This window comes from Brevundimonas sp. ABV4_179 (assembly GCF_056311945.1).
Genome location: NZ_CM149976.1, coordinates 2997846 through 3020607 on the forward strand (window position 1 = coordinate 2997846; position 22762 = coordinate 3020607).

At 65.7% G+C, this 22762-nt stretch carries 26 protein-coding genes and 1 tRNA gene; 12 read left to right on the forward strand and 15 right to left on the reverse strand.

The window, feature by feature from the left end:
- Positions 1-88: 88 nt before the first annotated feature.
- On the forward strand, positions 89-313 hold the full coding sequence (locus ACYX4P_RS14675) for a hypothetical protein (RefSeq protein WP_248118879.1): 225 nt from the start codon (positions 89-91) through the stop codon (positions 311-313).
- 5 nt (positions 314-318) lie between these two features.
- Here the strand turns inward: ACYX4P_RS14675 and ACYX4P_RS14680 are convergent, their stop codons facing one another.
- The 9 genes from ACYX4P_RS14680 to ACYX4P_RS14720 form a co-directional block, all read right to left on the reverse strand.
- Positions 319-1377 (reverse strand): acyltransferase family protein, encoded by a 1059-nt coding sequence (locus ACYX4P_RS14680; protein ID WP_248118878.1) that lies wholly within the window; start codon positions 1375-1377, stop codon positions 319-321.
- Positions 1378-1467: 90 nt separating this feature from the next.
- Complete coding sequence (locus tag ACYX4P_RS14685) at positions 1468-1872, reverse strand: hypothetical protein (RefSeq protein WP_248118877.1); 405 nt, start codon at positions 1870-1872, stop codon at positions 1468-1470.
- A gap of 26 nt (positions 1873-1898) precedes the next feature.
- On the reverse strand, positions 1899-3320 hold the full coding sequence (locus tag ACYX4P_RS14690; protein ID WP_248118876.1) for an NAD(P)(+) transhydrogenase (Re/Si-specific) subunit beta: 1422 nt from the start codon (positions 3318-3320) through the stop codon (positions 1899-1901).
- Positions 3321-3333: 13 nt separating this feature from the next.
- On the reverse strand, positions 3334-3600 hold the full coding sequence (locus ACYX4P_RS14695; protein ID WP_201099279.1) for a hypothetical protein: 267 nt from the start codon (positions 3598-3600) through the stop codon (positions 3334-3336).
- Positions 3597-3932 carry an NAD(P) transhydrogenase subunit alpha part 2 gene (locus tag ACYX4P_RS14700; RefSeq protein ID WP_292046768.1) on the reverse strand — a complete coding sequence of 112 codons (336 nt, stop codon included), beginning with the start codon at positions 3930-3932 and terminating at the stop codon, positions 3597-3599. Before ACYX4P_RS14700 ends, ACYX4P_RS14695 begins: the two co-directional genes overlap by 4 nt.
- Positions 3933-3934: 2 nt before the next feature.
- Positions 3935-4189: a hypothetical protein gene (locus tag ACYX4P_RS14705; RefSeq protein ID WP_476069893.1), complete on the reverse strand. Its 255-nt coding sequence runs from the start codon at positions 4187-4189 to the stop codon at positions 3935-3937.
- Complete coding sequence (locus ACYX4P_RS14710; RefSeq protein WP_248118873.1) at positions 4186-5319, reverse strand: Re/Si-specific NAD(P)(+) transhydrogenase subunit alpha; 1134 nt, start codon at positions 5317-5319, stop codon at positions 4186-4188. Before ACYX4P_RS14710 ends, ACYX4P_RS14705 begins: the two co-directional genes overlap by 4 nt.
- Before the next feature lie 136 nt (positions 5320-5455).
- Positions 5456-5728 (reverse strand): aa3-type cytochrome c oxidase subunit IV, encoded by a 273-nt coding sequence (locus tag ACYX4P_RS14715; protein WP_248118872.1) that lies wholly within the window; start codon positions 5726-5728, stop codon positions 5456-5458.
- 70 nt (positions 5729-5798) lie between these two features.
- Positions 5799-7592: a M3 family oligoendopeptidase gene (locus tag ACYX4P_RS14720; RefSeq protein WP_292046767.1), complete on the reverse strand. Its 1794-nt coding sequence runs from the start codon at positions 7590-7592 to the stop codon at positions 5799-5801.
- Positions 7593-7750: 158 nt separating this feature from the next.
- Here ACYX4P_RS14720 and ACYX4P_RS14725 point away from each other — a divergent pair, with 158 nt between their 5' ends.
- On the forward strand, positions 7751-9202 hold the full coding sequence (locus ACYX4P_RS14725; protein WP_248118871.1) for a sigma-54-dependent transcriptional regulator: 1452 nt from the start codon (positions 7751-7753) through the stop codon (positions 9200-9202).
- Between the two features lie 3 nt (positions 9203-9205).
- On the opposite strand, the gene ACYX4P_RS14730 is transcribed toward ACYX4P_RS14725, so the two are convergent.
- From ACYX4P_RS14730 to ACYX4P_RS14750, 5 genes are all read right to left on the reverse strand, one after another.
- Positions 9206-9490 carry a GIY-YIG nuclease family protein gene (locus ACYX4P_RS14730; protein WP_248118870.1) on the reverse strand — a complete coding sequence of 95 codons (285 nt, stop codon included), beginning with the start codon at positions 9488-9490 and terminating at the stop codon, positions 9206-9208.
- A gap of 130 nt (positions 9491-9620) precedes the next feature.
- Complete coding sequence (locus ACYX4P_RS14735; RefSeq protein ID WP_248118869.1) at positions 9621-9932, reverse strand: hypothetical protein; 312 nt, start codon at positions 9930-9932, stop codon at positions 9621-9623.
- Between the two features lie 12 nt (positions 9933-9944).
- Positions 9945-10220 carry a nucleoid-associated protein GapR gene (gene gapR, locus ACYX4P_RS14740; RefSeq protein ID WP_248118868.1) on the reverse strand — a complete coding sequence of 92 codons (276 nt, stop codon included), beginning with the start codon at positions 10218-10220 and terminating at the stop codon, positions 9945-9947.
- Positions 10221-10379: 159 nt separating this feature from the next.
- Complete coding sequence (ykgO, locus tag ACYX4P_RS14745; RefSeq protein WP_008263184.1) at positions 10380-10505, reverse strand: type B 50S ribosomal protein L36; 126 nt, start codon at positions 10503-10505, stop codon at positions 10380-10382.
- Positions 10506-10708: 203 nt separating this feature from the next.
- Positions 10709-10785: transfer RNA gene (locus tag ACYX4P_RS14750), tRNA-Ala, on the reverse strand.
- A gap of 184 nt (positions 10786-10969) precedes the next feature.
- Here ACYX4P_RS14750 and ACYX4P_RS14755 point away from each other — a divergent pair.
- Positions 10970-12253 carry a lytic murein transglycosylase gene (locus ACYX4P_RS14755; RefSeq protein WP_248118867.1) on the forward strand — a complete coding sequence of 428 codons (1284 nt, stop codon included), beginning with the start codon at positions 10970-10972 and terminating at the stop codon, positions 12251-12253.
- Between the two features lie 177 nt (positions 12254-12430).
- Here ACYX4P_RS14755 and cysS read toward each other — a convergent pair whose 3' ends face one another.
- A complete protein-coding gene (gene cysS, locus ACYX4P_RS14760; protein ID WP_248118866.1) occupies positions 12431-13882 on the reverse strand; it encodes a cysteine--tRNA ligase in 1452 nt (483 codons plus the stop codon).
- A gap of 130 nt (positions 13883-14012) precedes the next feature.
- Here cysS and folE point away from each other — a divergent pair, with 130 nt between their 5' ends.
- From folE to ACYX4P_RS14805, 9 genes are all read left to right on the forward strand, one after another.
- Positions 14013-14627, forward strand: a complete 615-nt coding sequence (gene folE / locus ACYX4P_RS14765; RefSeq protein WP_248118865.1) for a GTP cyclohydrolase I FolE — start codon at positions 14013-14015, stop codon at positions 14625-14627.
- A 169-nt stretch (positions 14628-14796) separates the two neighbouring features.
- Positions 14797-15231, forward strand: a complete 435-nt coding sequence (locus ACYX4P_RS14770; protein WP_248118864.1) for a biopolymer transporter ExbD — start codon at positions 14797-14799, stop codon at positions 15229-15231.
- Between the two features lie 144 nt (positions 15232-15375).
- Complete coding sequence (locus ACYX4P_RS14775; RefSeq protein WP_292046762.1) at positions 15376-17193, forward strand: gamma-glutamyltransferase family protein; 1818 nt, start codon at positions 15376-15378, stop codon at positions 17191-17193.
- Positions 17194-17206: 13 nt separating this feature from the next.
- Entirely contained in the window at positions 17207-17548 is a 342-nt protein-coding gene (locus tag ACYX4P_RS14780) for an MmcQ/YjbR family DNA-binding protein (protein WP_248118862.1), read from the forward strand.
- A 68-nt stretch (positions 17549-17616) separates the two neighbouring features.
- A complete protein-coding gene (locus ACYX4P_RS14785) occupies positions 17617-18510 on the forward strand; it encodes an alpha/beta hydrolase family protein (protein ID WP_248118861.1) in 894 nt (297 codons plus the stop codon).
- 70 nt (positions 18511-18580) lie between these two features.
- Complete coding sequence (locus ACYX4P_RS14790) at positions 18581-19423, forward strand: aldo/keto reductase (protein ID WP_248118860.1); 843 nt, start codon at positions 18581-18583, stop codon at positions 19421-19423.
- A 16-nt stretch (positions 19424-19439) separates the two neighbouring features.
- On the forward strand, positions 19440-20102 hold the full coding sequence (locus tag ACYX4P_RS14795; protein ID WP_248118859.1) for a Pr6Pr family membrane protein: 663 nt from the start codon (positions 19440-19442) through the stop codon (positions 20100-20102).
- Between the two features lie 10 nt (positions 20103-20112).
- A complete protein-coding gene (locus tag ACYX4P_RS14800; RefSeq protein WP_248118858.1) occupies positions 20113-21642 on the forward strand; it encodes a UbiD family decarboxylase in 1530 nt (509 codons plus the stop codon).
- A 129-nt stretch (positions 21643-21771) separates the two neighbouring features.
- Positions 21772-22701: a DUF3829 domain-containing protein gene (locus ACYX4P_RS14805; RefSeq protein WP_248118857.1), complete on the forward strand. Its 930-nt coding sequence runs from the start codon at positions 21772-21774 to the stop codon at positions 22699-22701.
- The last annotated feature ends 61 nt before the right edge of the window (positions 22702-22762 follow it).

Here is a 22762-nt window from a genome sequence, read left to right on the forward strand (position 1 = left end):
CCTACCGAATGCTACGTCCGTTTCTGACGCAACAGTGGTGCAAAACACCATCATCGACAAGAGGCCCCCGCTTCCAGGAGATCGTCACATGGCCCGCTTTCAACCGACGTCCGCCGTCAACGCCAGCCGCTACATCATCGTGCCTTGCGAGGCCGACGGGTCGTCGGACCTGGCGGTGATCTGGGATCGGCTGGAGGAGCAGGTGGTCGATGTCATCTCGGCCGCCGCCAGCCGTCGCTACTCCGACGAGGACATGCTGTGGGACGAAGGCCGGGCCGCCGAGCCTGCGACGGAATGGCGGATCGCGGCCTGAGCCGATCAGGCGGTCTTGGGTTTGGTCCAGCGGTCGATCATGCGCTGGGCCGGCTGTTCGACCAGCCGGTGCGCGATGACGGCGACCGCCACGATCAGGCCGAACAGGGCGATGGCGAACAGGTCGTTCAGCCACACCGAACCGAAGTCGATCCGTCGCCCGTTCGGCAGCCAGTCCAGCTTTCGCCCGACGATCAACATGACCGTCAGGATGAACATATGGACCATGTAGATGGCGAAGGACCATCGCCCCAACGTCACCAGCGCAGGCCGGTCCAGCAGGCGTGACAGAGCCCCGTTCTCGCCCGCGAAAACCCAGACCAGCCCGACGAAGACCAGGGTCACCGCCACCGTGACCGGCCCCGTCGCCCAGCCGATGAAGACACAGGCTGCGACGACGGCCGCGACCTCCAGCCCGGTGGCCGCCGCGCCCTTCAGGCGGGGAATTCGGGTCCATACGCCCTGCAGCAGACAGCCCAGGAAGAAGCCATAGACGGCGCGCGGCACGGCGAAGTCGAACGTCGTGTTCATCCAGCGCCGGGCGTAGGCCAGAACCAGCAGGCCGCCTATGATCGCCAGGACCAGGCCGATCCAGCGGAACCGCCTGGGCGCGATCAGGACCAGCCCCGCGAAGATCAGATAGCAGGCCCACTCCGCGCTCAGCGTCCAGGCCGGCCCGTTCCAGGTCAGATAGGGGTGGACGTGCCACGCCTGGATCAGCGCCAGATTGGTGAAGATGGCGTCCACCGAACGATCGCGCGTGAACGGCGCCGCCCCGTCGAAATGAAAGACAAGTCGGGCCAGCTCCAGGCCCACGAAGGCGCCCAGCATCAGAAGATGTAACGGCCAGATGCGGCCGAACCGCCTCACCATGAACCGCCCCGCGTCCCGCCCCGACTTCAGACGCTCGGCATAGGCATGGGCGATGACGAAGCCCGACAGCACGAAGAAATAGTCCACGAACAGATAGGCGTGCTGAATGAACCCCCAGTCTCGCCAGTGGCTGGCCACGGGCATATGGAACATCACCACCAGAATGGCGCAGACCCCGCGCAGGGAGTCCAAGGCTTCAAATCTCTGATGTCCGGCCGTCTTCACGAGCGCGTGATATCGGGTCTGAAAGCGTTGCGATAGAGGGCTTGAACGGCGCGGCTGCTACGTTCTGGGCGCCATGTGGGCGACTGCCGCTTCTCGCCATGCCCCGTCGCGATATTGGATGCGTAGGCCACCGGACCAGCGGACCTTCGCCATCAGGTTGGTCGTCAAACCCTTGCCGAAAACCTCATAGGATGCATCGGCGTTCAAAGGGGCCGGCGGCGTCTCGACTATAAATCCACCTGGCGTCTCGCCATAGACGATATGTCCAACCATCTCGCATCGCACGCCGATGGCGCGCAAGGTCCACAGCGAACGCCCAGGCGCGGCGACATCGCGGACGTCCAGATAATCGACGCAGGCCGCGCGGCCGTCATCGAACCGCACCACGGGTCGGTCCAGTCCGCCGGAAATCGTCAGCTTCATCAGCGCGGAACAGGCTGCGAGGGCGAAAAAGGTCGCCAAAGCAACGATCTTGGGAAGAGAAGCCTTCAAAGCCCCTTCACGATCCCCTCGACCATCTTCTTGGCGTCGGCGAACAGCATCATCGTGTTGTCGCGGAAGAACAGTTCGTTCTCCACGCCCGCATAGCCCGCCGCCATGCCGCGCTTGATGAACAGCACGGTTCCGGCCTTCTCCACGTCCAGGATCGGCATGCCGTAGATGGCGCTGGTCGGGTCGGTCTTGGCCGCCGGGTTGGTCACATCGTTGGCGCCGATGACGAAGGCGACGTCGGCGGTCGCGAACTCGGCGTTAATGTCCTCCAGTTCGAACACCTCGTCATAGGGGACGTTGGCCTCGGCCAGCAGGACGTTCATGTGGCCCGGCATCCGGCCCGCGACCGGGTGGATGGCGTATTTCACCTCGACGCCCTCCTCCTTCAGCTTGTCGGCCATTTCACGAAGCGCGTGCTGGGCCTGGGCCACCGCCATGCCGTAGCCCGGCACGATGATGACCTTGGAGGCGTTCTTCATGATGAAGGCCGCATCCTCGGCCGAGCCCTGTTTGACCGGGCGCGTCTCCTTGGCGCCGCCGGGACCGGCCGCCGCATCGCCTCCGCCGAAGCCGCCCAGAATCACCGAGACGAAGCTGCGGTTCATGCCCTTGCACATGATGTAGCTGAGGATGGCGCCCGACGACCCGACCAGGGCGCCGGTGATGATCAGGGCGATGTTCTCCAGGGTGAAGCCCAAGGCCGCCGCCGCCCAGCCGGAATAGGAGTTCAGCATCGACACCACGACCGGCATGTCAGCGCCGCCGATGGGGATGATCAGCGTCGCGCCCAAAACCAGCGCGATCAGGAAGACGCCCCAGAAAGCCCATGTCGCCGCACCGGCGGTGCCGATCAGGATGCCGATCAGAAAGACCAGCGCCAGCGCCAGACCGACGTTGATCAGGTGCCGGGCCGGCAGGATGATCGGCGCCCCGCTCATGTTTCCGTTCAGCTTGGCGAAGGCGATCACCGATCCTGTGAAGGTGATGGCGCCGATGGCCACGCCAAGGCTCAGTTCGACGATCGACAGCGTCTTGATGCCCGCGCCGTCGTCGGACAGGATTCCAAACGCCTCGGGCGCATAGATGGCGCCGATGGCGACCAGACAGGCGGCCATGCCGACCAGACTGTGAAAGGCGGCGACCAGTTGCGGCATGTCGGTCATGGCGACCCGCTTGGCGATCAGCGCCCCTCCCCCGCCGCCGACGATGACGCCCCCCGCGATCAGGCCCAGCGTCACGGGATCAAGCGCCCCCGTCGTGCCCAGCGTCAGCAGGGTCACGCCGATGGCCAGGGCCATGCCGATCATGCCGAAGGTGTTGCCCTGACGACTGGTCTCGGGGCTGGACAACCCCCGCAGCGACAGGATGAACAGGACGCCCGAAACCAGATAGGCCAATGCGGCCAAAGATGCGTTCATCACGCCCCTCCCCCTAAGACGTGCGCGCCAGCCGCCACAGGGCGGCGGCGATGAACAAGGGGCCGATGAAGAACAGGGCCCATTCGAAGACACCCAGCGGCCGGTCCTGCGTCACCACGCGGACCAGGATGGCCGAAAAGACCAGGGCGATGCCGCAGTCATGCAGCCGCTGACGTTTCAACGGGATCTGCGTCCCGAACCACCCATACAGCCACAGGCCGAAGCCGATGCCGGTGCCGACCCATGAGCCGACGATGGCGATCTGTGCGGCGTCCGTCACGTCGTGACCTTGGGAGCTGGCCGCTCCTTCTTTTTGTACATGGCCAGCATGCGGCGCGTGACCATGAAGCCGCCGAAGATGTTGACGCTGGCCAAGGTGACGGCGACCACGCCCGCCCCCTTGGCGATCCAGGCGCTGGGGCCAGACACGTCACCCGACACCGCGGCGGCGGCGATCAGACCGCCGACGATGATGACGCTGGAAATCGCGTTGGTCACAGCCATCAGCGGTGTGTGCAATGCAGGCGTGACCGACCAGACGACGTAATAGCCGACGAAGATGGCCAGCACGAAGATGGCCAGGCGGAAGACGGTGGGATCGACGTGTTCCATGGTCAGGCGCGCCCTTGTTCTAGTCGCTTATCAATGTTGCAAAGGATAAGCAGCCCGCCTCCGACAGCCATATCGAAGACGGCCTGAGGAAGATTGTCGGCGATGGCTTTAATCATCACGGATCGGGCGAAACTGCTTTCCAAATCGACCTGCGCTTGAGCCACGTCCCATACCGCCAGCAAAAGCTGCCAAGGAATGCTTACGCAGAGCAGCACAAAACCAACCCCCGTCAAAACGGGGCGAACACGCGCGATCATCCCCTCACGCCCTCATGGACTATGGCCCCGCCGTGGGTGACGACCGACGCCTTGAGGATTTCATCCTCCAGATCCACGCTCAGCCCACCGTCCTTGATCAGCAGGCCGATGAAGGCGAACAGGTTGCGGGCGTAGAGGGCGCTGGCGTCAGCGGCGATGCGGCCCGGCAGATTGGCCCAGCCGACGATGCTGACGCCGTTCGGGGTGACGACCACCTCGTTCAGTTTCGAGCCTTCGACATTGCCGCCCGCCTCGACCGCCAGATCGACGATGACCGAGCCGGGCTTCATCGAGGCGACGTGGGCGGCGGTCAGCAAAACAGGCGCGGCGCGGCCGGGGATCAGAGCCGTCGTGATGACCACGTCCTGTTTGACGATATGGCTGGCGGTCAGTTCGGCCTGAAGCGCGCGGTATTCCGCCGACATCTCCTTGGCGTAGCCGCCTGCCGTCTGGGCGTTCTTGAACTCCTCGTTCTCGACGGCCAGGAATTTGGCGCCCAGGCTTTCGACCTGTTCCTTGGTGGCGGGGCGCACATCGGTGGCGGTGACCACTGCGCCCAGCCGTCGCGCCGTGGCGATCGCTTGAAGCCCCGCGACGCCGACGCCCATGATGAAGCATTTTGCGGCGGCGACGGTGCCGGCCGCCGTCATCATCATCGGGAAGCCCTTGCCATAGGCGTAGGCCGCCTCGATCACCGCGCGATATCCGGCCAGGTTCGCCTGCGACGACAGCACGTCCATCACCTGGGCGCGGGTGATGCGAGGCACGAACTCCATGGCGAATGCCGTGGCCTCGGCGCCGCGCAGGGCCTCGACCGTATCCTTCTCGCGATAGGCGTCCAGCATGGCCAGGACGATGGCGCCGGGTTTCAGGGCGCTGATTTCCTGCGCCGTCGGCCCGCGCACCTTCAGCACGATGTCGGCGCCGTCCAGCACGGCCCGCGTGTCCGGTTTCACCACCGCGCCGGCGGCGGTGTATTGGGCGTCGGGGATCGACGAGCCCAGCCCCGTCCCAGCCTCGACCGCCACGGTCGCGCCGAGGGCGATCAGCTTCTTGACGGTTTCAGGCGTGACGGCGCAGCGCGTCTCGCCTTCACGACGTTCACGGGTGACGGCGATAGCGACGGCCAAGCGAATCCCCTCGTTCTTGTGGTTGAACGAAGGTTAGGCCGTTCCGGCGCAGGCCGTCAAAGCACGGTTATGCCAAAGCTTGCAGCGCACCCTGCGATTTCCGTCCACGGAAGGCGCGAACGGCGCACGCCGTAAATCAGTGCGCGGCGCCGGGCTTGGACCGCAGGGCCACGAAGCCCACCCCGCCCAGGACGACCGCGCCGGTGAGCGCGACCATGAAGCTGCCGCCCGGATGGAACCACAGCGTCAAGAAGACCAGCAGAACCGCGATGGCCAGGCTGCCCCATTTGGCCAGGGTCAGGAACAGGCGGTAGGTCGAGACCTGCTCGCGCACCTCCATATGGCCGCGCATATAGCTTTGCGCGTCGGCGTCCGCAGGACCTGTAGCGGTGTGGTCGTGGTCGGCCATGGCGTTCTTCCCCTCGTCGTTCCTTGCGCGCGACTATACCCGCGCCGTCGCGCGGCTCAAGCCCGACCGGTCAGCCCAGGGCCTCGAACTGATCGACCAGTCTCTCCAGTCGCTGACAACCCACGCTCCAGAAGGCCGGATCGCGCGGGTCCAGGCCAAAGGGCTTCAGCGCCTCGACATAGGTGCGCGATCCGCCCCCGGCCAGCAACTGACGATACAGCGGCGTGAAGCCGGTCGGATCGTTGCGCCGCGCCTCCATCAAAGCCGCCACCAGCAGGTCGCCGAAGGCGTAGGCATAGACGTAGAAGGGCGAGTGGACGAAGTGGCTGACATAGGCCCACCAGTGTTCATAACCAGGGTTCAGCTTGACCGCCGGTCCCAGCGAGGCGCCCATCTCCTCCAGCCACAGTTGGTTGATGCGCGGCTGAGACACTTCGCCCTTCAGGCGTTCGTCATGGAAGCGGGTCTCGAAACGGTGGAAGGCGATCTGGCGGACCACGGTGTTCAGCCCGTCCTCGATCCGTCCGGCCAGCAGGCCGCGCTGCTCGGCCTTGGGCGCCGTGGCCAGCAGACGATCGAAGGTCAGCCCCTCGGCGAAGATGGATGCCGTCTCGGCCAGGGTCAGGGGCGTATCGGCCAGAAGCGTGCCCTGATCCGCCGCCAGGGTCTGGTGGACGCCGTGCCCCAGTTCGTGCGCCAGGGTCAGGACATCGCGCCGCTCGCCCATCCAGTTCAGGAAGACGTAAGGGTGGCGGTCGGCGGTGACGGGGTGGGCGTAGGCGCCGGACTGTTTGCCCGCCCGCGCCCGGCCGTCGATCCACGGCTTGTCGAAGAAACCGCCCGCCCGTTCGGCGAAGTCGCCGCCCAGGTCCGAGAAACTGTCCAGCACGATCTCTCGCCCCTGGCTCCAGGTAAAGGTGCGCGGGGTGGTGGTCTCGATGGGGGCGTTGCGGTCCCAGTGGTCCAGCCGGGTCTTGCCCATCGCCTTGGCCTTCAGGGCGTAATAGCGGTGCGACAGGCGCGGATAGGCGGCCGCCACCGCCTCGGCCATCGCGTCCACGGCCTCGCCATCGACCTCATTGCCCAGGTGGCGGCTGTCTGCGGGGCGTTTGAAACCGCGCCAGCGATCCTCCATCGTCTTGTCGGCGGCCACGGTGTTCAGCACCAGAGCCAGGGTCGGGGCGCGGGCGGCCAAGGCCTCGGACAAACCCTCGGCGGCGGCCTTCCGACGCGCCGGCTTGGCGTCCGACAGACGGTTCAGCGCTTCGGCCAGCGTCAGGCTTTCGTTTCCCGCCTTGGCGCGCAGGGCGGCCAGCTGCTCGTCGAACAGGCGCGGCCATTGGGCCGTGATTGGGCCGCGTTCGGCGATGAAGGTCTCCAACTCGGCCGACAGTTCGTGCGGCTTCATCGCCCGCACCCGGCGCAGCCACGGCCGCCAGCGGGCGGCGCCGTCGTGGGCGTCCAAGGCCGCCTCCAGCCGCGCGTCGTCGATCTGATTGATCTCTAGCGTCAGCCAGACGGTGGGGGTGGCGATGGCGGTGATCTTCTCGCGCACATCCGCCTCAAACCCTTGGGCCGCCGCATCGTCGCGCGCGGTCGAAGCCGACAGGAAGGCGTAGGCGCCCAGGGCGCCCAGCACGTCCGACGCCTGCTCATAAAGCCCGATCGCCTGGTCCAGCAACACGCCCAGCGCGGCCGCATCCTGCTCTGCGGCCAGCCGCCCCTGAAGGGCGTTCAGGCCGTCGACCAATCCCCTGGCCTTTTCCAGATCGGCAGCGACCCGCGCATCGTCGCGCGAGGCGTAGAGGTCGGTCAGGTCCCACAGGGGGGCGTCGGCGTTCGGCGTCTTGAAGGGAGCGTTCATGCCCCTGTTCTGGGGACGCCCGATGACAGGCGCAACCTCCGATGCCGTTAACCCGCCGCTCACCACGCCGCACAACGCGATTTTCACCTCATCGCCGCTAGAACCGTCCCGAAACGGGCCACCTGCGTTCTGGCGGCCGAGACGAAGGGCTGCCTGTCATGGCCAAGACCATTCTGGTCGTCGACGACGATCCGACCCAGCGCCGGCTGATCCAGGCCGTGCTGGAGCGGGATGGATACGCCGTGGTCCATGCGACGGGCGGCGGCGAGGCCATCGACCGGATGACCCAGGGCGGCGGGGCGGACCTGATACTGCTGGACATGGTGATGCCCGAGATGTCGGGCTTGGAATGTCTGGCCGAACTGCGCAGCGCGGGCGTCGCCGAGCCGGTGATCGTGCTGACCGCCAACGGCGGCATCGACATGGTGGTCAAGGCCATGCAGGCGGGGGCCCAGGACTTCTTCGTCAAGCCGGTGGGGCCGGAACGGCTGCTGATCGGGGTGCGCAACGCCTTGCAGATGAAGCGCCTGACGGCCGAGGTCGGACGCCTGACCAAGCGCGCCCAGGGCCGCACCAGTTTCGACGACATCGTGGGCGACAGCCCCGCCATGCGTATGGTCAAGGCGCTGGGCGCCCGGGCGGCCAAATCCTCCATCCCCGTCTTGATCACCGGCGAAAGCGGCGTGGGCAAGGAAGTGATCGCCCGCGCCCTGCATGGCGCCAGCGACCGCGCAGGCAAGCCCTTCGTGGCGGTCAACTGCGGCGCCCTGCCCTCCAATCTGATCGAATCCATCCTGTTCGGGCACGAGAAGGGCGCCTTCACCGGCGCCGTGGACAAGACGCTAGGCAAGTTCCGGGAGGCGGACGGCGGCACCCTGTTCCTGGACGAGATCGGCGAACTGCCGCTGGACATGCAGGTCAAGCTGCTGCGCGCCCTGCAGGAAGGCGAGATCGACCCGGTCGGCGGCAAGCGCCCGGTCAAGATCGACGTGCGCATCGTCTCGGCGACCAATCGCGACCCGGCCCAGCAGGTCAAGGACGGCGCCTTCCGCGAGGACCTGTTCTATCGCCTGAACGTCTTCCCGATCGAGGCCCCTTCCCTGCGCGAACGGCGCGAGGACATTCCGGCCCTGGTCGAGCATTTCATCGCCCGATTCAATGCAGAGGAAGGCAGGCGGATCGCCGGCTGCGCACCCGAGACCCTGGCCCAGCTGCAAGGGTTCGACTGGCCCGGCAATGTCCGTCAGCTAGAAAACGCGGTGTTCCGCGCCATCGTCCTAGCAGACGCGCCCTTCCTGCAACCGCACGATTTTCCCGCCATATCCGGGGTCGCCGCCCCCCTGCCCGACGCCCGCCCGCTTCAGGCCGCAACCGCCGCCAACGCCCAGACCGAGGCGGCCGCCGCCGGCGAACAGCCCATCCGCATCCTGGACGACCGCGGACATCTGCGGACGCTGGAAGACATCGAGCGCGACCTGATCCAGCACGCCATCGAGGTTTATGCCGGCCACATGAGCGAGATCGCCCGCCGCCTGGGCATCGGCCGCTCGACCCTCTACCGCAAGGTCCGGGAGCAGGGGCTGGAAGGTCAGTTGAAGGAGGCGGGGTGAGACCTACTCGTCCGTTTCCAACCGCTTCAAAAAGGCCGCCACACTTCCCTCTCCGTCATCCTCGGGCTTGACCCGAGGATCGGGCGCCAAGCCGCATAGACTGGGATAGAGGTCGATCCATCCGGGGTTCGTCCGTTCGATCAGTTCCAGCTTCCAAACGCGCTTGGCGCTGGTGACCAACTCCAACGGCTCGTACCAGACAAGAAGACCGCAACCGTAGCGGCTCGCAAAGCCCTCGACCGCGCCATCACGATGCTGACGGCCACGCTCGAAGAGATTGGCCGTCATCCCGACGTAGAGCACACCATGCGGGCGGCTAGACTGAATATAGGTCGCGATGAAAGGTCTGCGCTCACTCATCAATGCAGAGTTGCGGACAGCCCGATCCTCGGGTCAAGCCCGAGGATGATGGATCACGTTACAGGTCCCTCTTCCTGCCCCACCGCCGTTTCGGCTCTTCGCCCTTGGCCTTGGCGGTTATCTCTTTCAGCTTGCGGCCCTGCATGGCGGACAGGGCCTGGCCCGGCGCGCCTTTTTCGGGGTCGGCGAAGGCGCGACCGTGGGTCTTCACCCGCTCGCCGACCGAATCGAGGAACTCGCCCTCCCAGTCGGACAGAGAAACGCCCGCCTTCTCTGCCGAGCGGCGGGCGCGTTTCAGGGCGTTCAGGGCCGCGCGCTGAGCGGCCTTGCGTTGGGCTTCAAAGGGGCTTGGCGGCGGTTTTCGCTTCAAGCCGGGTCAGCCTCAGATCTCGCCCAGCGCCGACATATAGAGGTCCAGGATGGCGTCCTCTTCCTGGCGCTTGGCCTTGTCCTGCTTGCGGATGCGGATGACCTTGCGCAGGATCTTGACGTCGTAGCCCTCGCCCTTGGCCTCGGCGAAGACCTCTTTCATGTCGGTCATGACGGCCTGTTTGTCCTCTTCGAGGCGCTCCAGCCGCTCGATGATGGTGCGCAGGCGCCCTTGCGCCGTCGAGGTGAGAACGTCGGGACCACCGTCGAACGAAGCGTCGTCAGCCATGGGGAATACTCCAGAAATCAGGCGCGGACGCTAACCATGCCGGCCGGCGCGCGACAACCGCGAACACGAAAAAGGCCGCGGATGAAAATCCGCAGCCTGTGGATCGTCAGCAAGACGCTGCGCGCGCACGCCGCCGAAGCGGCGCGCAGGCCCGCCCGCTTAGCCCTGCTTGGCCTTGAAGCGCGGGTCGGTCTTGTTGATGACGAAGACGACGCCCTTGCGACGCACGACCTTGCAGTCGCGGTGGCGGGTCTTCAGGGACTTGAGCGAGCTACGGACCTTCATGGTCGGACGTCCTGAGAGAAACCAATAAGAAAGCCGCTGACCCGGTCGGATCGCGGCGGAGGCGGTCGTATAGAGAGAGGGGTTCAGAAGGTCAACCCGCCAAAGGCCAAAACCACATAGAACCCAGGCCCAGCCTGCACAGCGAAGGCTTTCCCACCGCGTGCTCAACTACCTCGCAGGGCGACAACACGGTCGAAAAAGGATGGAGGCCTGACCTCCGAGTCGAACGGAGGGTTTACGGGGTTGCACGCCCGTTGCGTCGCCACTCCGCCATCAGGCCGTCAGAGGACGGTGCGGTAATACGCCGCAGGCGTTAAGGCGTCGACGAAAAACAGGGTTAATGACGCCAACGAGCAAGCGGCAGGGCAACGCTTTCGCCTCACGGACGCTTTAATCGCCGTGAAACTGGGCATTCGCGCGGATGTCATTTCACGTCGGACCCTGGGGGCTTTAGTTTGAATCTCATGCGCTTTTCCTACCGCCTTCTTCTGATCGGCTGCGTCTCCGCCTGTGCGCCCATGTTGCCTGAGCCTCAGGTCGCCCTGCCGGCGCACCAGCCTCAACCGCAACCGGGCGCGCCTGTCGCGGCGCCCGCGCCCACCCCGCAGACCCCGCCTCTAGCCGCCTACGACCAGCAGGGATTCGAGGGCTGGAAACAGGGTTTCCTGGCGCGCAAAGGCGGCGCCCGCCGCGCCGAGTACGCACGTCAGCTGGAAGGGTTGACGCCCGACCCGACCGTGGTTCGGCTGGATCGGAACCAGCCCGAATTCTCCAAGCCCGCCGGCGCCTATGTACAGAACGCCGTGACCTCTGTGCGGATCGCCCAGGCCAAGCAGCGAATCGACCGCGTGCCGTGGTCGGTGGTCCAGCGCTTCGGCGTGCCCAGCGAAATCCTGGTCGGCGTCTGGGCGCAGGAAAGCGCCTTCGGTCAGGTGCAGGGCGACTATGACGTCATACGCTCGCTGGCGACCCTGGCCTATGACGGTCGTCGGCGCGACTGGGCAGAGGGCCAGTTGAAGGATGCCCTGGACATCGTGGTGGACGGCCGGCGCGAGCGTTCGGGCCTGAAGGGCAGCTGGGCCGGAGCCATGGGGCAGACCCAGTTCATGCCCGACAATTATCTGCGCCTGGGCGTGGACCAGGACGGCGACGGCAAGGTGGACATCTGGGGCGACGACGCCGACGCCCTGGCCTCTGCCGCCAATCTGCTGGCCCAGGCCGGATGGAAGCGCGGCCAGAGCTGGGGTTACGAAGTCGTCCTGCCCGCCAGTTTCGACTACGCCGAGGCGGAAGGGCCCAAGCACGACTGGGCCTACTGGGCGGCCAAGGGCGTGCGGCTGGCGCAAGGCGGAACGCCGAACGGCGCCGAGGCGCTGGAAGAGGCCACCATCCTGCTGCCCCAAGGCGCGAACGGACCGGCCTTCCTGGCCCTGCCGAACCACTATGTGATCCGCCGCTACAACAACTCGGTCAGCTATGCGCTGGCCATCGGCCTGACGGCGGACGGGATAATGGGCAAGCCCGGCCTCACCAAGGCCTGGCCCAACGACCCGTCGATGTCGCGCGACCAGCGGATCGGCGCGCAAAGGGCGCTGACCAAGCTGGGCTATGACACCCAAGGGGTGGACGGGGTGATCGGGTCCAACACCCGCGCGGCCCTGCGCCGCTGGCAGATCGCCACCGGCCGGACCGCCGACGGCTATCTGACGCCGACGCTGGCGGATGAACTGATCCGCCGGGCGGGCTGAGAGCGTAACGCCAGGAATGGTTCGACGCTCCTGCCGCTCACGGCGGGGGTTCTTCGACGCATCGCACGCGCCCGTGGGACTTAAAGAGCCCCTCCACCGCTTCGCGCCCCCTCCCCATTTCATGGGGAGGAGACGATGGTGCGAGTTCTTCTCCTCCGAGGGGAGAAGCGTTTTCGATCAGCCCTTCATCCGCCAGGTCGCACCGTCGGGGCCGTCCATGACGACGACATTTAGGGCGTTCAGGCGGTCGCGAATGCGGTCGGCCTCGGGCCAGTCCTTGGCGGCGCGGGCGGTGGCGCGTTGCTCCAGCAGGGCCTCGACCTCGGCCTTCAGGGCGGGATCGCCGCCTTCGAACCAGGCGTCTGGCGTCAGCGACAGCACGCCAAGCAGGCCGGCCGCTTCGACCAGGCTCCAGCGGGCCATGGCGACGTCGTTGATGTCGGCTTCGGCGTCGTTCAACAGATCCCGCAGGGCGCTTCCTAGCCCGAACAGCTGCGCGATGGCGCCCGGCGTATTGAGGTCGTCCTCAAGCGCGTCCAGCACCGGGTCCAGAGCGTTCTCAGCCAGCTCCATCTCGGCCTCGTCCAGCGTGGCCTCGTCGAAGTCGGCCAGGGCCGCGTCGGCGTCGCGCAGGACGCCGTAAAGCCGATCCAGGTTCTTGCGGCTCTGATCCAGCAGCCCCTGGTTCCAGTCCAGCGGCTGGCGATAGTGGGCGCTCAGCAGCGCCCAGCGGACGACCTCGCCCGGCATGGCCTGAACCAGGTCGTGCAGCAGCAGGACGTTGCCGACGGACTTGGACATCTTCTCGGCGTCCACGGTCAGGAAGCCGTTATGCATCCAGTAGCGGGCGTATTCGTCGTGCGCCTGATCGCCGTGGGCATGGCCGTGGGCGCAGACGCCTTGCGCGATCTCGTTCTCGTGGTGGGGGAAGACCAGGTCTATGCCGCCGCCGTGGATGTCGATCGGCAGACCCAGAGTCTTCTCGATCATGGCCGAGCATTCGATGTGCCAACCGGGACGCCCCTGTCCCCACGGCGATGGCCAGGACGGTTCGTCCGCCTTGGACGGCTTCCACAGCACGAAATCGTGCGGGTTCTTCTTGTAGGGCGCGACCTCGACGCGGGCGCCGGCGATCATGTCGTCCAGATTCCGGCCCGACAGCGCGCCATAGGATTTGTAGGACGAGACGTCGAACAGGACGTGCCCCTCGGCGGCATAGGCGCAGCCCGCGTCGACGATGGCCTGAATCTGATCGACGATGGCCGGGATATATTCGGTGACGTGGGGCGCGATGTCGGGCGGCGACACGTTCAGCAGGCCCATGTCGGCCAGATAGGCGGCCTCGTAGCGGGCCGTGACCTCGCTGATCGGCACGCCTTCGCGAGCGGCCTTCTGATTGATCTTGTCGTCCACGTCGGTGACGTTGCGGGCGTAGATGACCTTGTCCGCGCCATAGGTCCGGCGCAGCAGCCGCACCAGCACGTCGAACACCACGGGGGGGCGCGCATTGCCGATGTGGGCGTAGTCATAGACCGTGGGGCCGCAGACATAGAGGGTCACACGATCCTTGTTCCTGGGCTCGAACAGGCGCTTTTCACGGCGCAGGGTGTCGTGGATGTGCAGCGGCATGGCTCGGTCTTCAGCGGGTTTTCTTGCGGGACGGACGGTCTGTCCCATATAGCGGCCTGATATACAGTCCCGACGGATTGTAGAAGGTAAACCGGGCGACCCACCCGCCCCGGCCGGAAAATCGAGTTTCATGAGCCTCATCCCCGCCAAGCCCGTCCTCGTCAGCGATGCCGCCGTGCAGCGCCCCAGCCGCGAACAAGCGTTGGAAGCGGTGCGGACCCTGATCGCCTGGGCCGGCGACAATCCCGACCGGCCGGGCCTGGTGGATACGCCCAAACGGGTGGTGGACGCTTACGGCGAATGGTTCGACGGCTATGAGGCCGATGCGGCCAGGGAACTGAGCCGCACTTTCGAGGACGTGACCGGATACGACGACATGGTCATCCTGCGCGACATTGAGGTGGAGAGCCACTGCGAGCACCACATGGCTCCCTTCCTGGGCAAGGCCTATGTCGCCTATCTGCCCGGCGAGAAGGTGGTCGGCATCTCCAAGCTGGCCCGCGTGGTCGAGATTTTCGCGCGCAGGCTCCAGAACCAGGAGACGCTGACCAACGACATCATCGACGCCATCGAATCGCATCTGCAGCCACGGGGCGTGGCGGTGATGCTGGACGCCGAACACCAGTGCATGACCACCCGCGGGGTGCATCACCGGCACGTTTCGACCATCACCACCCGCTTCACCGGCGCCTTCAAGGACGATTCTGCCCTGATGGACCGTTTTCTGAAGCTGGCGAAGGCCTGACGCCGGCGGCGGCGGGGGACTGTCGCGTATAATTGACGTTCGGGAACGCCGGATCGTTTAGAACCGCTTTACAAGCGCGCATCGGGACGCCAAGAACCGAGCAAGCTTTCGGGCGATCCATAGGGAAATGCCGGCGCGGATTGCAGCCGGCGAGTAACGGAGACGATGCATGGCTGCCAAGCTCGGTGGTTCCGGCGGGGACAAGCACACGATCGAACAGACGGCGGATATCAACATCACGCCGTTCATCGACATTCTGCTGGTGCTGATGATCATCTTCATGGTCGCCGCGCCGATGGCGACCGTCTCGATCCGACTGGACCTGCCGCCGGCGCAGCCGCCGGTGAACCCGACCCAGGAAAAGGAGCCGGTGTACATCACCATCCAGGAAAACGGTCAGCTGTTCCTGTCGGACAAACAAACCTCGATCGACAACCTGCCCACCGACGTCTGCACCGCCCTGGGTGGCGGCGCCTGCCAGGAAGAGCGCGTGTTCGTCCGCGCCCAGCCGGAAGTGAAGTACAAGCAGTTCATGGAAGTCATGAACAAGATGCAGGAGAACGGCTTCTTCAAGGTCGGCCTGCTGAACGAAGACATCAGCTGATGTTCGCACTCAGGCGAAACGATCAGGGCCGCGTTCCGAAAGGGACGCGGCCTTTTTCTTTGGTCGCATGATCGTCCGATTGGGGCTTGCCGGATCGGCCGCACGCCTCCTTGATGCCGCATCGGTTGTTCGAGGAGTTCGCCCATGCGTCGTCGCACCTTCCTGTCCGCCCTGCCCGTCGGGGTTCTGGCGGCGAACACGGCTCAGGCGCAGCAGCCCGCGCCGACGACCGCCCCGCCCGCCCCTGCCCGCCCGGCCGACCCCTACGCCGGCGTGGCCATCGGCGACCGGATCTCGGGGCCCAGGTTCATGGGACGCTCCACCGTCTGGGGCGCGAACGGGGCGGCGGCGACGGCGCATCCGGCCGCCAGCCTGATCGGCATCGACACCCTGCGTCGTGGCGGATCGGCCATCGACGCAGCCATCGCCATCAATGCGGCCCTGGGCTTTCTGGAGCCGACAGCCAACGGAATCGGCGGCGACGCCTATTGCATGCTGTGGGACCCGAAACAGAAGAAGGTCGTCGGTTTGAACGGCTCGGGCGCCAGTCCGCGCGGGCTTAGCCTTGAGACGGCGCGATCCAAGGCCATCGACGGCTACCTGCCCCGTTACGGGGCGGTGACGGTCAATGTGCCCGGCGCGGTCGACGCATGGTGGAGCGCGCACCAGCGGTATGGGAAACTGCCGTGGAGGGACGTGCTGCTGCCGGTCGCGGAGCTTTGCGAACAGGGTGCGCCCGTGCCCCAGGTCATCGCCTATTATCTGGAGCGCAACATGGCCGCCTTCGACCGGGGGCAGATTCCGATCGAGGAGAACGACAACCGAAAGCGCATCTGGGCCGCCGGCGGCGCCACGCCCAAGGTCGGCGAACTGTTCGCCAACCGCTATCTGGCCAAGACCCTGCGGATGATCGCCGAGGGCGGGCGCGACGCCTTCTACGACGGTCCGCTAGCCGATCAGATGGAGGCCTATTTCAAGCGAATCGGCGGTTGGATGACTCGCGCCGACCTGTCGGCCCACCACACCGAATGGGTCGAGCCGATCCAAACCAACTATCGCGGCGTGGACGTCTTCGGCCTGGGGCCGAACACGCAGGGCCTGTCCACCAACCAGATTCTGAACATCTGCGAACAGTTCGATCTGAAATCCATGGGCTTCCAGTCAGCCGCCTCCCTGCACGTCCAGGCCGAGGCCAAACGGCTGGCGTTCGAGGACCGGGCGCGCTGGTTCGCCGACGACCGATTCTCCGAGACCCCGGTCGAATGGCTGAACTCCAAGGCCTATGCCGCCGAACGGGCCAGGCTGATCCGGCCGGATCGGGTGATGGATCGCGTCATGCCCGGCGACGCGCCGCACCACGGCGACACCACCTATTTCAGCGTCGCGGACAGCGACGGCATGATGGTCAGCTGGATTCAGTCCAACTATCGCGGCATGGGCTCGGGCCTGGCGCCGGACAATGGGTCGGAGCCGCTGGGTTTCATGTTCCAGGACCGGGGCGAGTTGTTCGCCCTGACCGATGGCCACCCCAATATCTATGCGCCTGGCAAACGCCCTTTCCAGACCATCATCCCCGGTTTCGCCGTCAAGGACGGGGAACCCTGGCTGGCGTTCGGCGTCATGGGCGGCGCCATGCAGCCCCAGGGCCAGGCCCAGATCATCATCAACATGGTCGACTATGGGCTGGAGCCCCAGGCGGCGGGCGACGCCCCGCGCTGGCAGCACTATGGCTCGTCCGAACCGACCGGGCAGCCGCAGGAGGGGAGCGGCGTCCTGCATCTGGAGAGCGGCGTGCCCGAGGCGACCAAGGCCCAGTTGCGCGCCATGGGCTGGACGCTGGGCGAACCGGACGGGGGGTTCGGCGGCTATCAGAACGTGATGAAACAGGTGAATCCCGGCGGCCGCTGGACCTATGGCGCGGCGACCGAGATGCGCAAGGACGGGATCGCTCTAGCCTATTGAGATCGGGCGACTGATGACCCACGACGAGGTCCGCGCGCTTCTGCTGTCGTTTCCCGGCGTGGAGGATGGCGTGTCCTATGGCGAGCCCTCGTTCAAGGTGGCGGGCAAGTTCTTCACCTGGATGCGCCCGGCGCTGGACGACAGCATTGTGGTGCATCTGGACAATCTGGATGAGCGCGAACTGCTGATCGGGATGGACCCGGCGACGTTCCATTTCACCGGTCATTATCGCGATCACGCCATCGTCCTGGCGCGGATCACCAGCGTCAATCCGGTCTGGCTGAAGGCCATGATGGAAAAGCGCTGGCGAAAGGTCGCGCCCAAACGGTTGGTGGAAGGCGTCGATCAGGCTTGACCTGACGCGACGGAAATCCAGCATGGTCCGTATCCAATAAGAACGGACATAGAGGCTGGGGGCGGGCCGTGACGGTAAGGGTCGAGGATCGGATCATCAAGTCCAGTGACGGCTGGCCGCTGGAGGCGACGTTGTTTCGCCCCGATGAGGCGCGGATGGCGGTGCTGATGTCGGCGGGGACCGGGTTTCCGCGAGGATTCTATGGTCGGTTCGCGCGCTGGATGGCCGCGCGCGGGGCGGCGGTCCTGACCTATGACTATCGCGGGATCGGCGGATCGCGGCCCGAGGATCTGGCGGCGATGCAGATGGATTACACCGACTGGGGGCGGCTGGACATGCCAGCAGCCCTGGAGGCGTTGAAGCGGGCGGCGCTCGGTCTGCCGGTCTTCCATGTCGGCCACAGCGTCGGCGGCCATTTCGTCGGCTTCATGCCGAACCAGGGCGAGATCGCCCGACACGCCTTCGTCTCGGTCGGCAGCGGCTGGTGGGGCGGGCATCATCCGACGTACAACCCGTTCGAGCTGATGTTCTGGCTGGTGCTGGGCCCGCGCGATCTGCGCAAACACGGCTATGTCCGCAGCGGCAAGCTGTGGCGTGGGACTGACCTGCCGCGCGGGGTTTTCCAGACCTGGAAACGCTGGTGCCTGAAGCCGAGCTATTTCCTGAAGGAACTGGCTGACGGCGCGCTTGACCCGCAGCAGTTCGACCGGGTCACCGCGCCGATCCGGTCGTGGGTCTTCAGCGACGATCCCATCGCCACGCCGACGACGGGTGCGCGCCTGTTGACCGCCTATTCCACAGCAGCGGCTGAAATCCTGTTGCGTCGGCCCGAAGACTACGGCGTCAAACGCATCGGCCACGAGGGGGCGTTCAGAAAGGGCATGGAGCCATTGTGGGAGGAAATCCTGGAGTGGTTCGAGGCTGAACGCGCGCACCCTTTCGAACCGGTGAAGCAGGATTGATACAGGCGAAACAGTGGCGAAGCCGGGTTCAAAACCTATATCGGGCGACACGACCCAGCAGGAGATGCGCATGGCTTACGGCGACCAACCCACGATCACCGTTGATGAAATCGAAATCCCGCTGCTGGGGTTCGGGACCTGGCAGCTGGAGCCCGACGATGCGCGGCGCATGGTCGCTGAGGCCCTGCGGATCGGCTATCGCCACATCGACACGGCCTGGATCTACAAGAACGAGAAGGCCGTGGGTCAGGGCATTGTCGATTCGGGCGTGGCGCGCGAGGACATCTTCCTGACCACCAAGATCTGGGTCGAACATTTCACCCACGACGCCCTGCTGAAACAGGCGAAGGAATCGGCCGGCAGCCTGGGGACGACCCCGGACCTGTTGCTGCTGCACTGGCCTAAGACGACGCCGACGTTCGAAGAAACGCTGGGCGCCCTGAACGAGGCTAAGGACCAGGGGCTGACGCGGGCGATCGGCCTGTCCAACTTCCCGTCCAAGGAATTCCATCAGGCGCAGGCCCTGTCCAAGGCCCGCCTGATCACCAATCAGGTCGAACATCACCCCTATCTGGGCATTGACCAACTGGTGGCGACCGCGGCCGAGTTGGGGTCGTCGATCACCGCCTGGTCGCCGCTGGCTCAGGGCAAGATCGCCGACGACGCCACGATCAGCGAACTGGCCAAGGCGCATGACAAGACCAACGGCCAGATCACCCTGCGCTGGCTGATCCAGCACGGGATCATCGCCATCCCGCGCACGACCAAGGAAAGCCGGGCGCGCGAGAATTTCGACATCTTCGACTTCGAACTGTCGGACGAGGAGATGCAGCGGATGGATGCGCTGGATCGTGCGGAACGGATCGGGGACTGGCTGGACCCGGCGTTCGAATGGGACAAGACTGACGCCTGACGTAGCGGAGGCGCGGATGCTGAGAGACCGGGACCGGCCGCGACTGTGGCGGGCGACCTTTGCGGTCGTGGGCTGGGCGACCCTGGGTCTGCAATACATCCTGATGGTCGGCCCCAGCCAGGGTTGGGACGTCGTCGAGCGGACCGTCAACTATTTCAGCTATTTCACCATCCTGACCAACATCCTGGTCGCCCTGGCCTTCACCGGCCCGCTGATCGACGCCGATCGCAGGCTGGCGCGCTGGAGCGCCAGCGAAGGCGTGCGGGCGGCGGTCGCCATGTACATCGTCGTGGTCGGGGTGGTGTACCACCTGCTGATCGCGCCGCACTGGCAGCCGGAGGGCCTGCTCTACGGGGTCAATCTGGTGCTGCATTACCTGATGCCGGTCGCCTTCGTGCTGGATTGGCTGTGGTTCACGCCCAAGGGTCGGCTGCGCTGGATCGACCCGGTGAATTGGCTGACCTTTCCGCTGATTTATGGCGGCTGGACGCTGGTTCATGGACTGGCGACCCACTGGTGGCCCTACGGGTTCGTGAACGTGGATGCGCTGGGCCCGGTGCGAGTGATCGCCGTGTTCGCCGGGCTGCTGGCCTTCTTCGGGCTGGTGGGGATGGCGTTGGTGGGGCTGGACCAGCTGTTCGGGCGAACGGCGCGTGACAGCGGGCCGAGAGCCGCCTAAGCCACCGCGCATGGCCTACAAATCCCTGCGTGACTTCATCCAGCAACTGGAAGCCGACGGCGAACTGGTGCGGGTGTCCGAGCCGGTGTCGACCGTGCTGGAGATGACCGAAATCCAGACCCGGCTGCTGCGGAACGGCGGCCCGGCGGTCCTGTTCGAAAAGCCGGTGATGCCGGATGGGACCATCAGCCCCATCCCCTGCCTGGCCAACCTGTTCGGCACGGTGAAGCGAGTGGCGATGGGGGTCACGCTGGAGGGCAAGGCGCGCACCACCACGGCGGAACTGCGCGAGGTCGGGGAACTGCTGGCCTTCCTGAGAAATCCGACGCCGCCGCGCGGCTTGGGCGATGCGATGGAGATGCTGCCGCTGGCGCAGACCGTCCTGTCGATGCGACCCAAGACGGTGAAGAAGGCCCCGGTGCAGGAGGTGGTTCTGAAGGGCGACCAGATCGACCTGACCGCCCTGCCCGTCCAGTCGTGCTGGCCCGGCGAGCCCGCGCCCCTGATCACCTGGGGTCTGGTGGTGACCAAGGGGCCGTCGGACGACCGCGAGGACGATTTCAACCTGGGCATCTACCGGATGCAGGTGCTGGGCAAGGACAGGGCCATCATGCGCTGGCTGGCGCATCGTGGCGGGGCGCAACACTATGCCCGGCACAAGAAGGCCGGAAAGCGCGAGCCCCTGCCCTGCGCCGTGGTTCTGGGCGCCGATCCGGGCACGATCCTGGCCGCCGTGACGCCGGTGCCGGACACCCTGTCTGAATACCAGTTCGCGGGCCTGATGCGGGGCGCCAAGGCCGAGCTTGTTCCCTGCAAGACCGTGCCGCTGATGGTCCCGGCCCAGGCCGAGATCGTGCTGGAAGGCCACGTCCTGCTGGACGAGTTCGAAGACGAAGGCCCCTACGGCGACCACACCGGCTATTACAACTCGGTCGAGAAATTCCCGGTCTTCCAGGTCAGCGCCATCACCATGCGCCGTGACCCCCTCTATCTGACCACCTTCACCGGCCGCCCGCCTGACGAGCCCAGCGTGCTGGGCGAGGCCCTGAACGAGGTCTTCATCCCCCTGCTGCGCCAGCAGTTCCCCGAGATCGTCGACTTCTGGCTGCCGCCCGAGGGGTGCAGCTATCGGATCGCGGTGGTGTCGATGAAGAAGGCCTATCCGGGCCACGCCAAGCGGGTGATGCTGGGCGTCTGGAGCTATCTGCGCCAGTTCATGTACACCAAATGGGTCATTGTCGTGGACGACGACATCGACGCCCGCGACTGGAAGGACGTCATGTGGGCCATCTCGACCAAGATGGACCCGGCGCGCGACATTACCCTGATCGAATCCACCCCCATCGATTATCTGGACTTCGCCTCGCCCGAGAGCGGTTTGGGCTCCAAGATCGGTCTGGACGCCACCGACAAGTGGGAGCCCGAAACCAAGCGCGAATGGGGCGAGGAGATCCGCATGGATCAGGTCGTGATCGACCGTGTTTCCGACATGTGGGACCGCCTGGGCCTGCCCGGCGACGGCAAGCCGATCTGGAAGTGAAGCCCATTCAACGACTTGCGAACTCATGGCAAGACGGCGGCGTTTTTTGAGAACCCAACCTTGACCGTGGCGTTGTCTTCCCGCTCCGGCGGAGGCTGAGCCTTCGCTTCATCAGGGAAGGGAAAATCCATGAAGTCTCGGACAGCGGTTAGCGCCATGGCCTTGGTCTGCGCGATGACGATGGGCCTGGCGGCCTGCGGACAGGGCGACGGAAAGAAGACGGAGGGCCGCCCGCAATCGATCGCCGCCGCCACGGGCAACGAAGCGACACAGCAGAAGCTGGGCCTCTACACCGAAGCCTTCAACAAGCTGATCGACAAGAACTGGGGCGTGCCCGAGAACTTCGACAAGTACCAGAAACTGGATATTCCGTCCGCCGATGCAACCGGTTCGATCTACTTCCCTGAGAACATCACGACGCTGGAACAGGCGATCGAGAAGCTGAAGGAAGGCAAGGCCCTTTCGGGCGGCGCGCAGAGCCAGCGGGCCGATGCGGCGGTGGACAAGCTGATCCCCCAATTGGAGGCCCTGCTGGCCCAGTGGAAGACGCTGGACCCCTATTTCGAATCCCGCGCCTATCGCGAAGACGGTCTGGCCAAGGCCAAGGCCGCGCACCCGGCGGTGATGACGGCCTATCAGGGCGCAGTCGCCGGGATCGGCGAACTGGACGCAGCCCTGTCGGAATATCAGCGCGCCCGAAACGCCGCCCAGATCACCGCCCTGAACAAGGCCGGCCACGCGGCGGAGGCCAATCTGGTCGACGCCATGCAGAAGGCCGACCACTTCACCACCGCCGTAATGGAGGACAAGGCGGAAGAAGCCGACCGCCTGCTGCCTGGCCTGGTGGCGGCGACGGCCAAGGTGCGCGAAGCCGAGGCGGCCATGGCCTCAGACGCCAAGAACAAGTCGGAGTTCAGCTCCATCGCCGACCGCCTGGATTCAATGGTCGGCTCCTGGCGCGACTACAAGCAGAGCAAGTCCGACTACGAGCGCGAAAGCATCGTCGACGACTACAACCGCGCCATTGAAGAGATGGGCGACGTGGAACTGCCAGCCTGACCAAGCGGCGCCGCCTTCGTGCATGACGGAGGCGGCGATCCCACGGTGCGGCAAAGGTTGA

Coding starts and splice junctions, on each gene's coding strand:
- ACYX4P_RS14755 (WP_248118867.1), top strand. CDS start 10,970: ATGCGCTTTTCCTACCGCCTTCTTCTGATCGGCTGCGTCTCCGCCTGT.
- cysS (WP_248118866.1), bottom strand. CDS start 13,882: ATGCCGCTGCACATCCACGACACCCTGCGCCGTGAAAAGCGCCTGTTC.
- ACYX4P_RS14720 (WP_292046767.1), bottom strand. CDS start 7,592: ATGAACGCTCCCTTCAAGACGCCGAACGCCGACGCCCCCCTGTGGGAC.
- ACYX4P_RS14805 (WP_248118857.1), top strand. CDS start 21,772: ATGAAGTCTCGGACAGCGGTTAGCGCCATGGCCTTGGTCTGCGCGATG.
- ACYX4P_RS14770 (WP_248118864.1), top strand. CDS start 14,797: ATGGCTGCCAAGCTCGGTGGTTCCGGCGGGGACAAGCACACGATCGAA.
- folE (WP_248118865.1), top strand. CDS start 14,013: ATGAGCCTCATCCCCGCCAAGCCCGTCCTCGTCAGCGATGCCGCCGTG.
- ACYX4P_RS14790 (WP_248118860.1), top strand. CDS start 18,581: ATGGCTTACGGCGACCAACCCACGATCACCGTTGATGAAATCGAAATC.
- ACYX4P_RS14795 (WP_248118859.1), top strand. CDS start 19,440: ATGCTGAGAGACCGGGACCGGCCGCGACTGTGGCGGGCGACCTTTGCG.
- ACYX4P_RS14730 (WP_248118870.1), bottom strand. CDS start 9,490: ATGACGGCCAATCTCTTCGAGCGTGGCCGTCAGCATCGTGATGGCGCG.
- ACYX4P_RS14675 (WP_248118879.1), top strand. CDS start 89: ATGGCCCGCTTTCAACCGACGTCCGCCGTCAACGCCAGCCGCTACATC.
- ACYX4P_RS14775 (WP_292046762.1), top strand. CDS start 15,376: ATGCGTCGTCGCACCTTCCTGTCCGCCCTGCCCGTCGGGGTTCTGGCG.
- ACYX4P_RS14705 (WP_476069893.1), bottom strand. CDS start 4,189: ATGATCGCGCGTGTTCGCCCCGTTTTGACGGGGGTTGGTTTTGTGCTG.
- ACYX4P_RS14800 (WP_248118858.1), top strand. CDS start 20,113: ATGGCCTACAAATCCCTGCGTGACTTCATCCAGCAACTGGAAGCCGAC.
- gapR (WP_248118868.1), bottom strand. CDS start 10,220: ATGGCTGACGACGCTTCGTTCGACGGTGGTCCCGACGTTCTCACCTCG.
- ACYX4P_RS14700 (WP_292046768.1), bottom strand. CDS start 3,932: ATGGAACACGTCGATCCCACCGTCTTCCGCCTGGCCATCTTCGTGCTG.
- ACYX4P_RS14715 (WP_248118872.1), bottom strand. CDS start 5,728: ATGGCCGACCACGACCACACCGCTACAGGTCCTGCGGACGCCGACGCG.
- ACYX4P_RS14690 (WP_248118876.1), bottom strand. CDS start 3,320: ATGAACGCATCTTTGGCCGCATTGGCCTATCTGGTTTCGGGCGTCCTG.
- ykgO (WP_008263184.1), bottom strand. CDS start 10,505: ATGAAGGTCCGTAGCTCGCTCAAGTCCCTGAAGACCCGCCACCGCGAC.
- ACYX4P_RS14725 (WP_248118871.1), top strand. CDS start 7,751: ATGGCCAAGACCATTCTGGTCGTCGACGACGATCCGACCCAGCGCCGG.
- ACYX4P_RS14780 (WP_248118862.1), top strand. CDS start 17,207: ATGACCCACGACGAGGTCCGCGCGCTTCTGCTGTCGTTTCCCGGCGTG.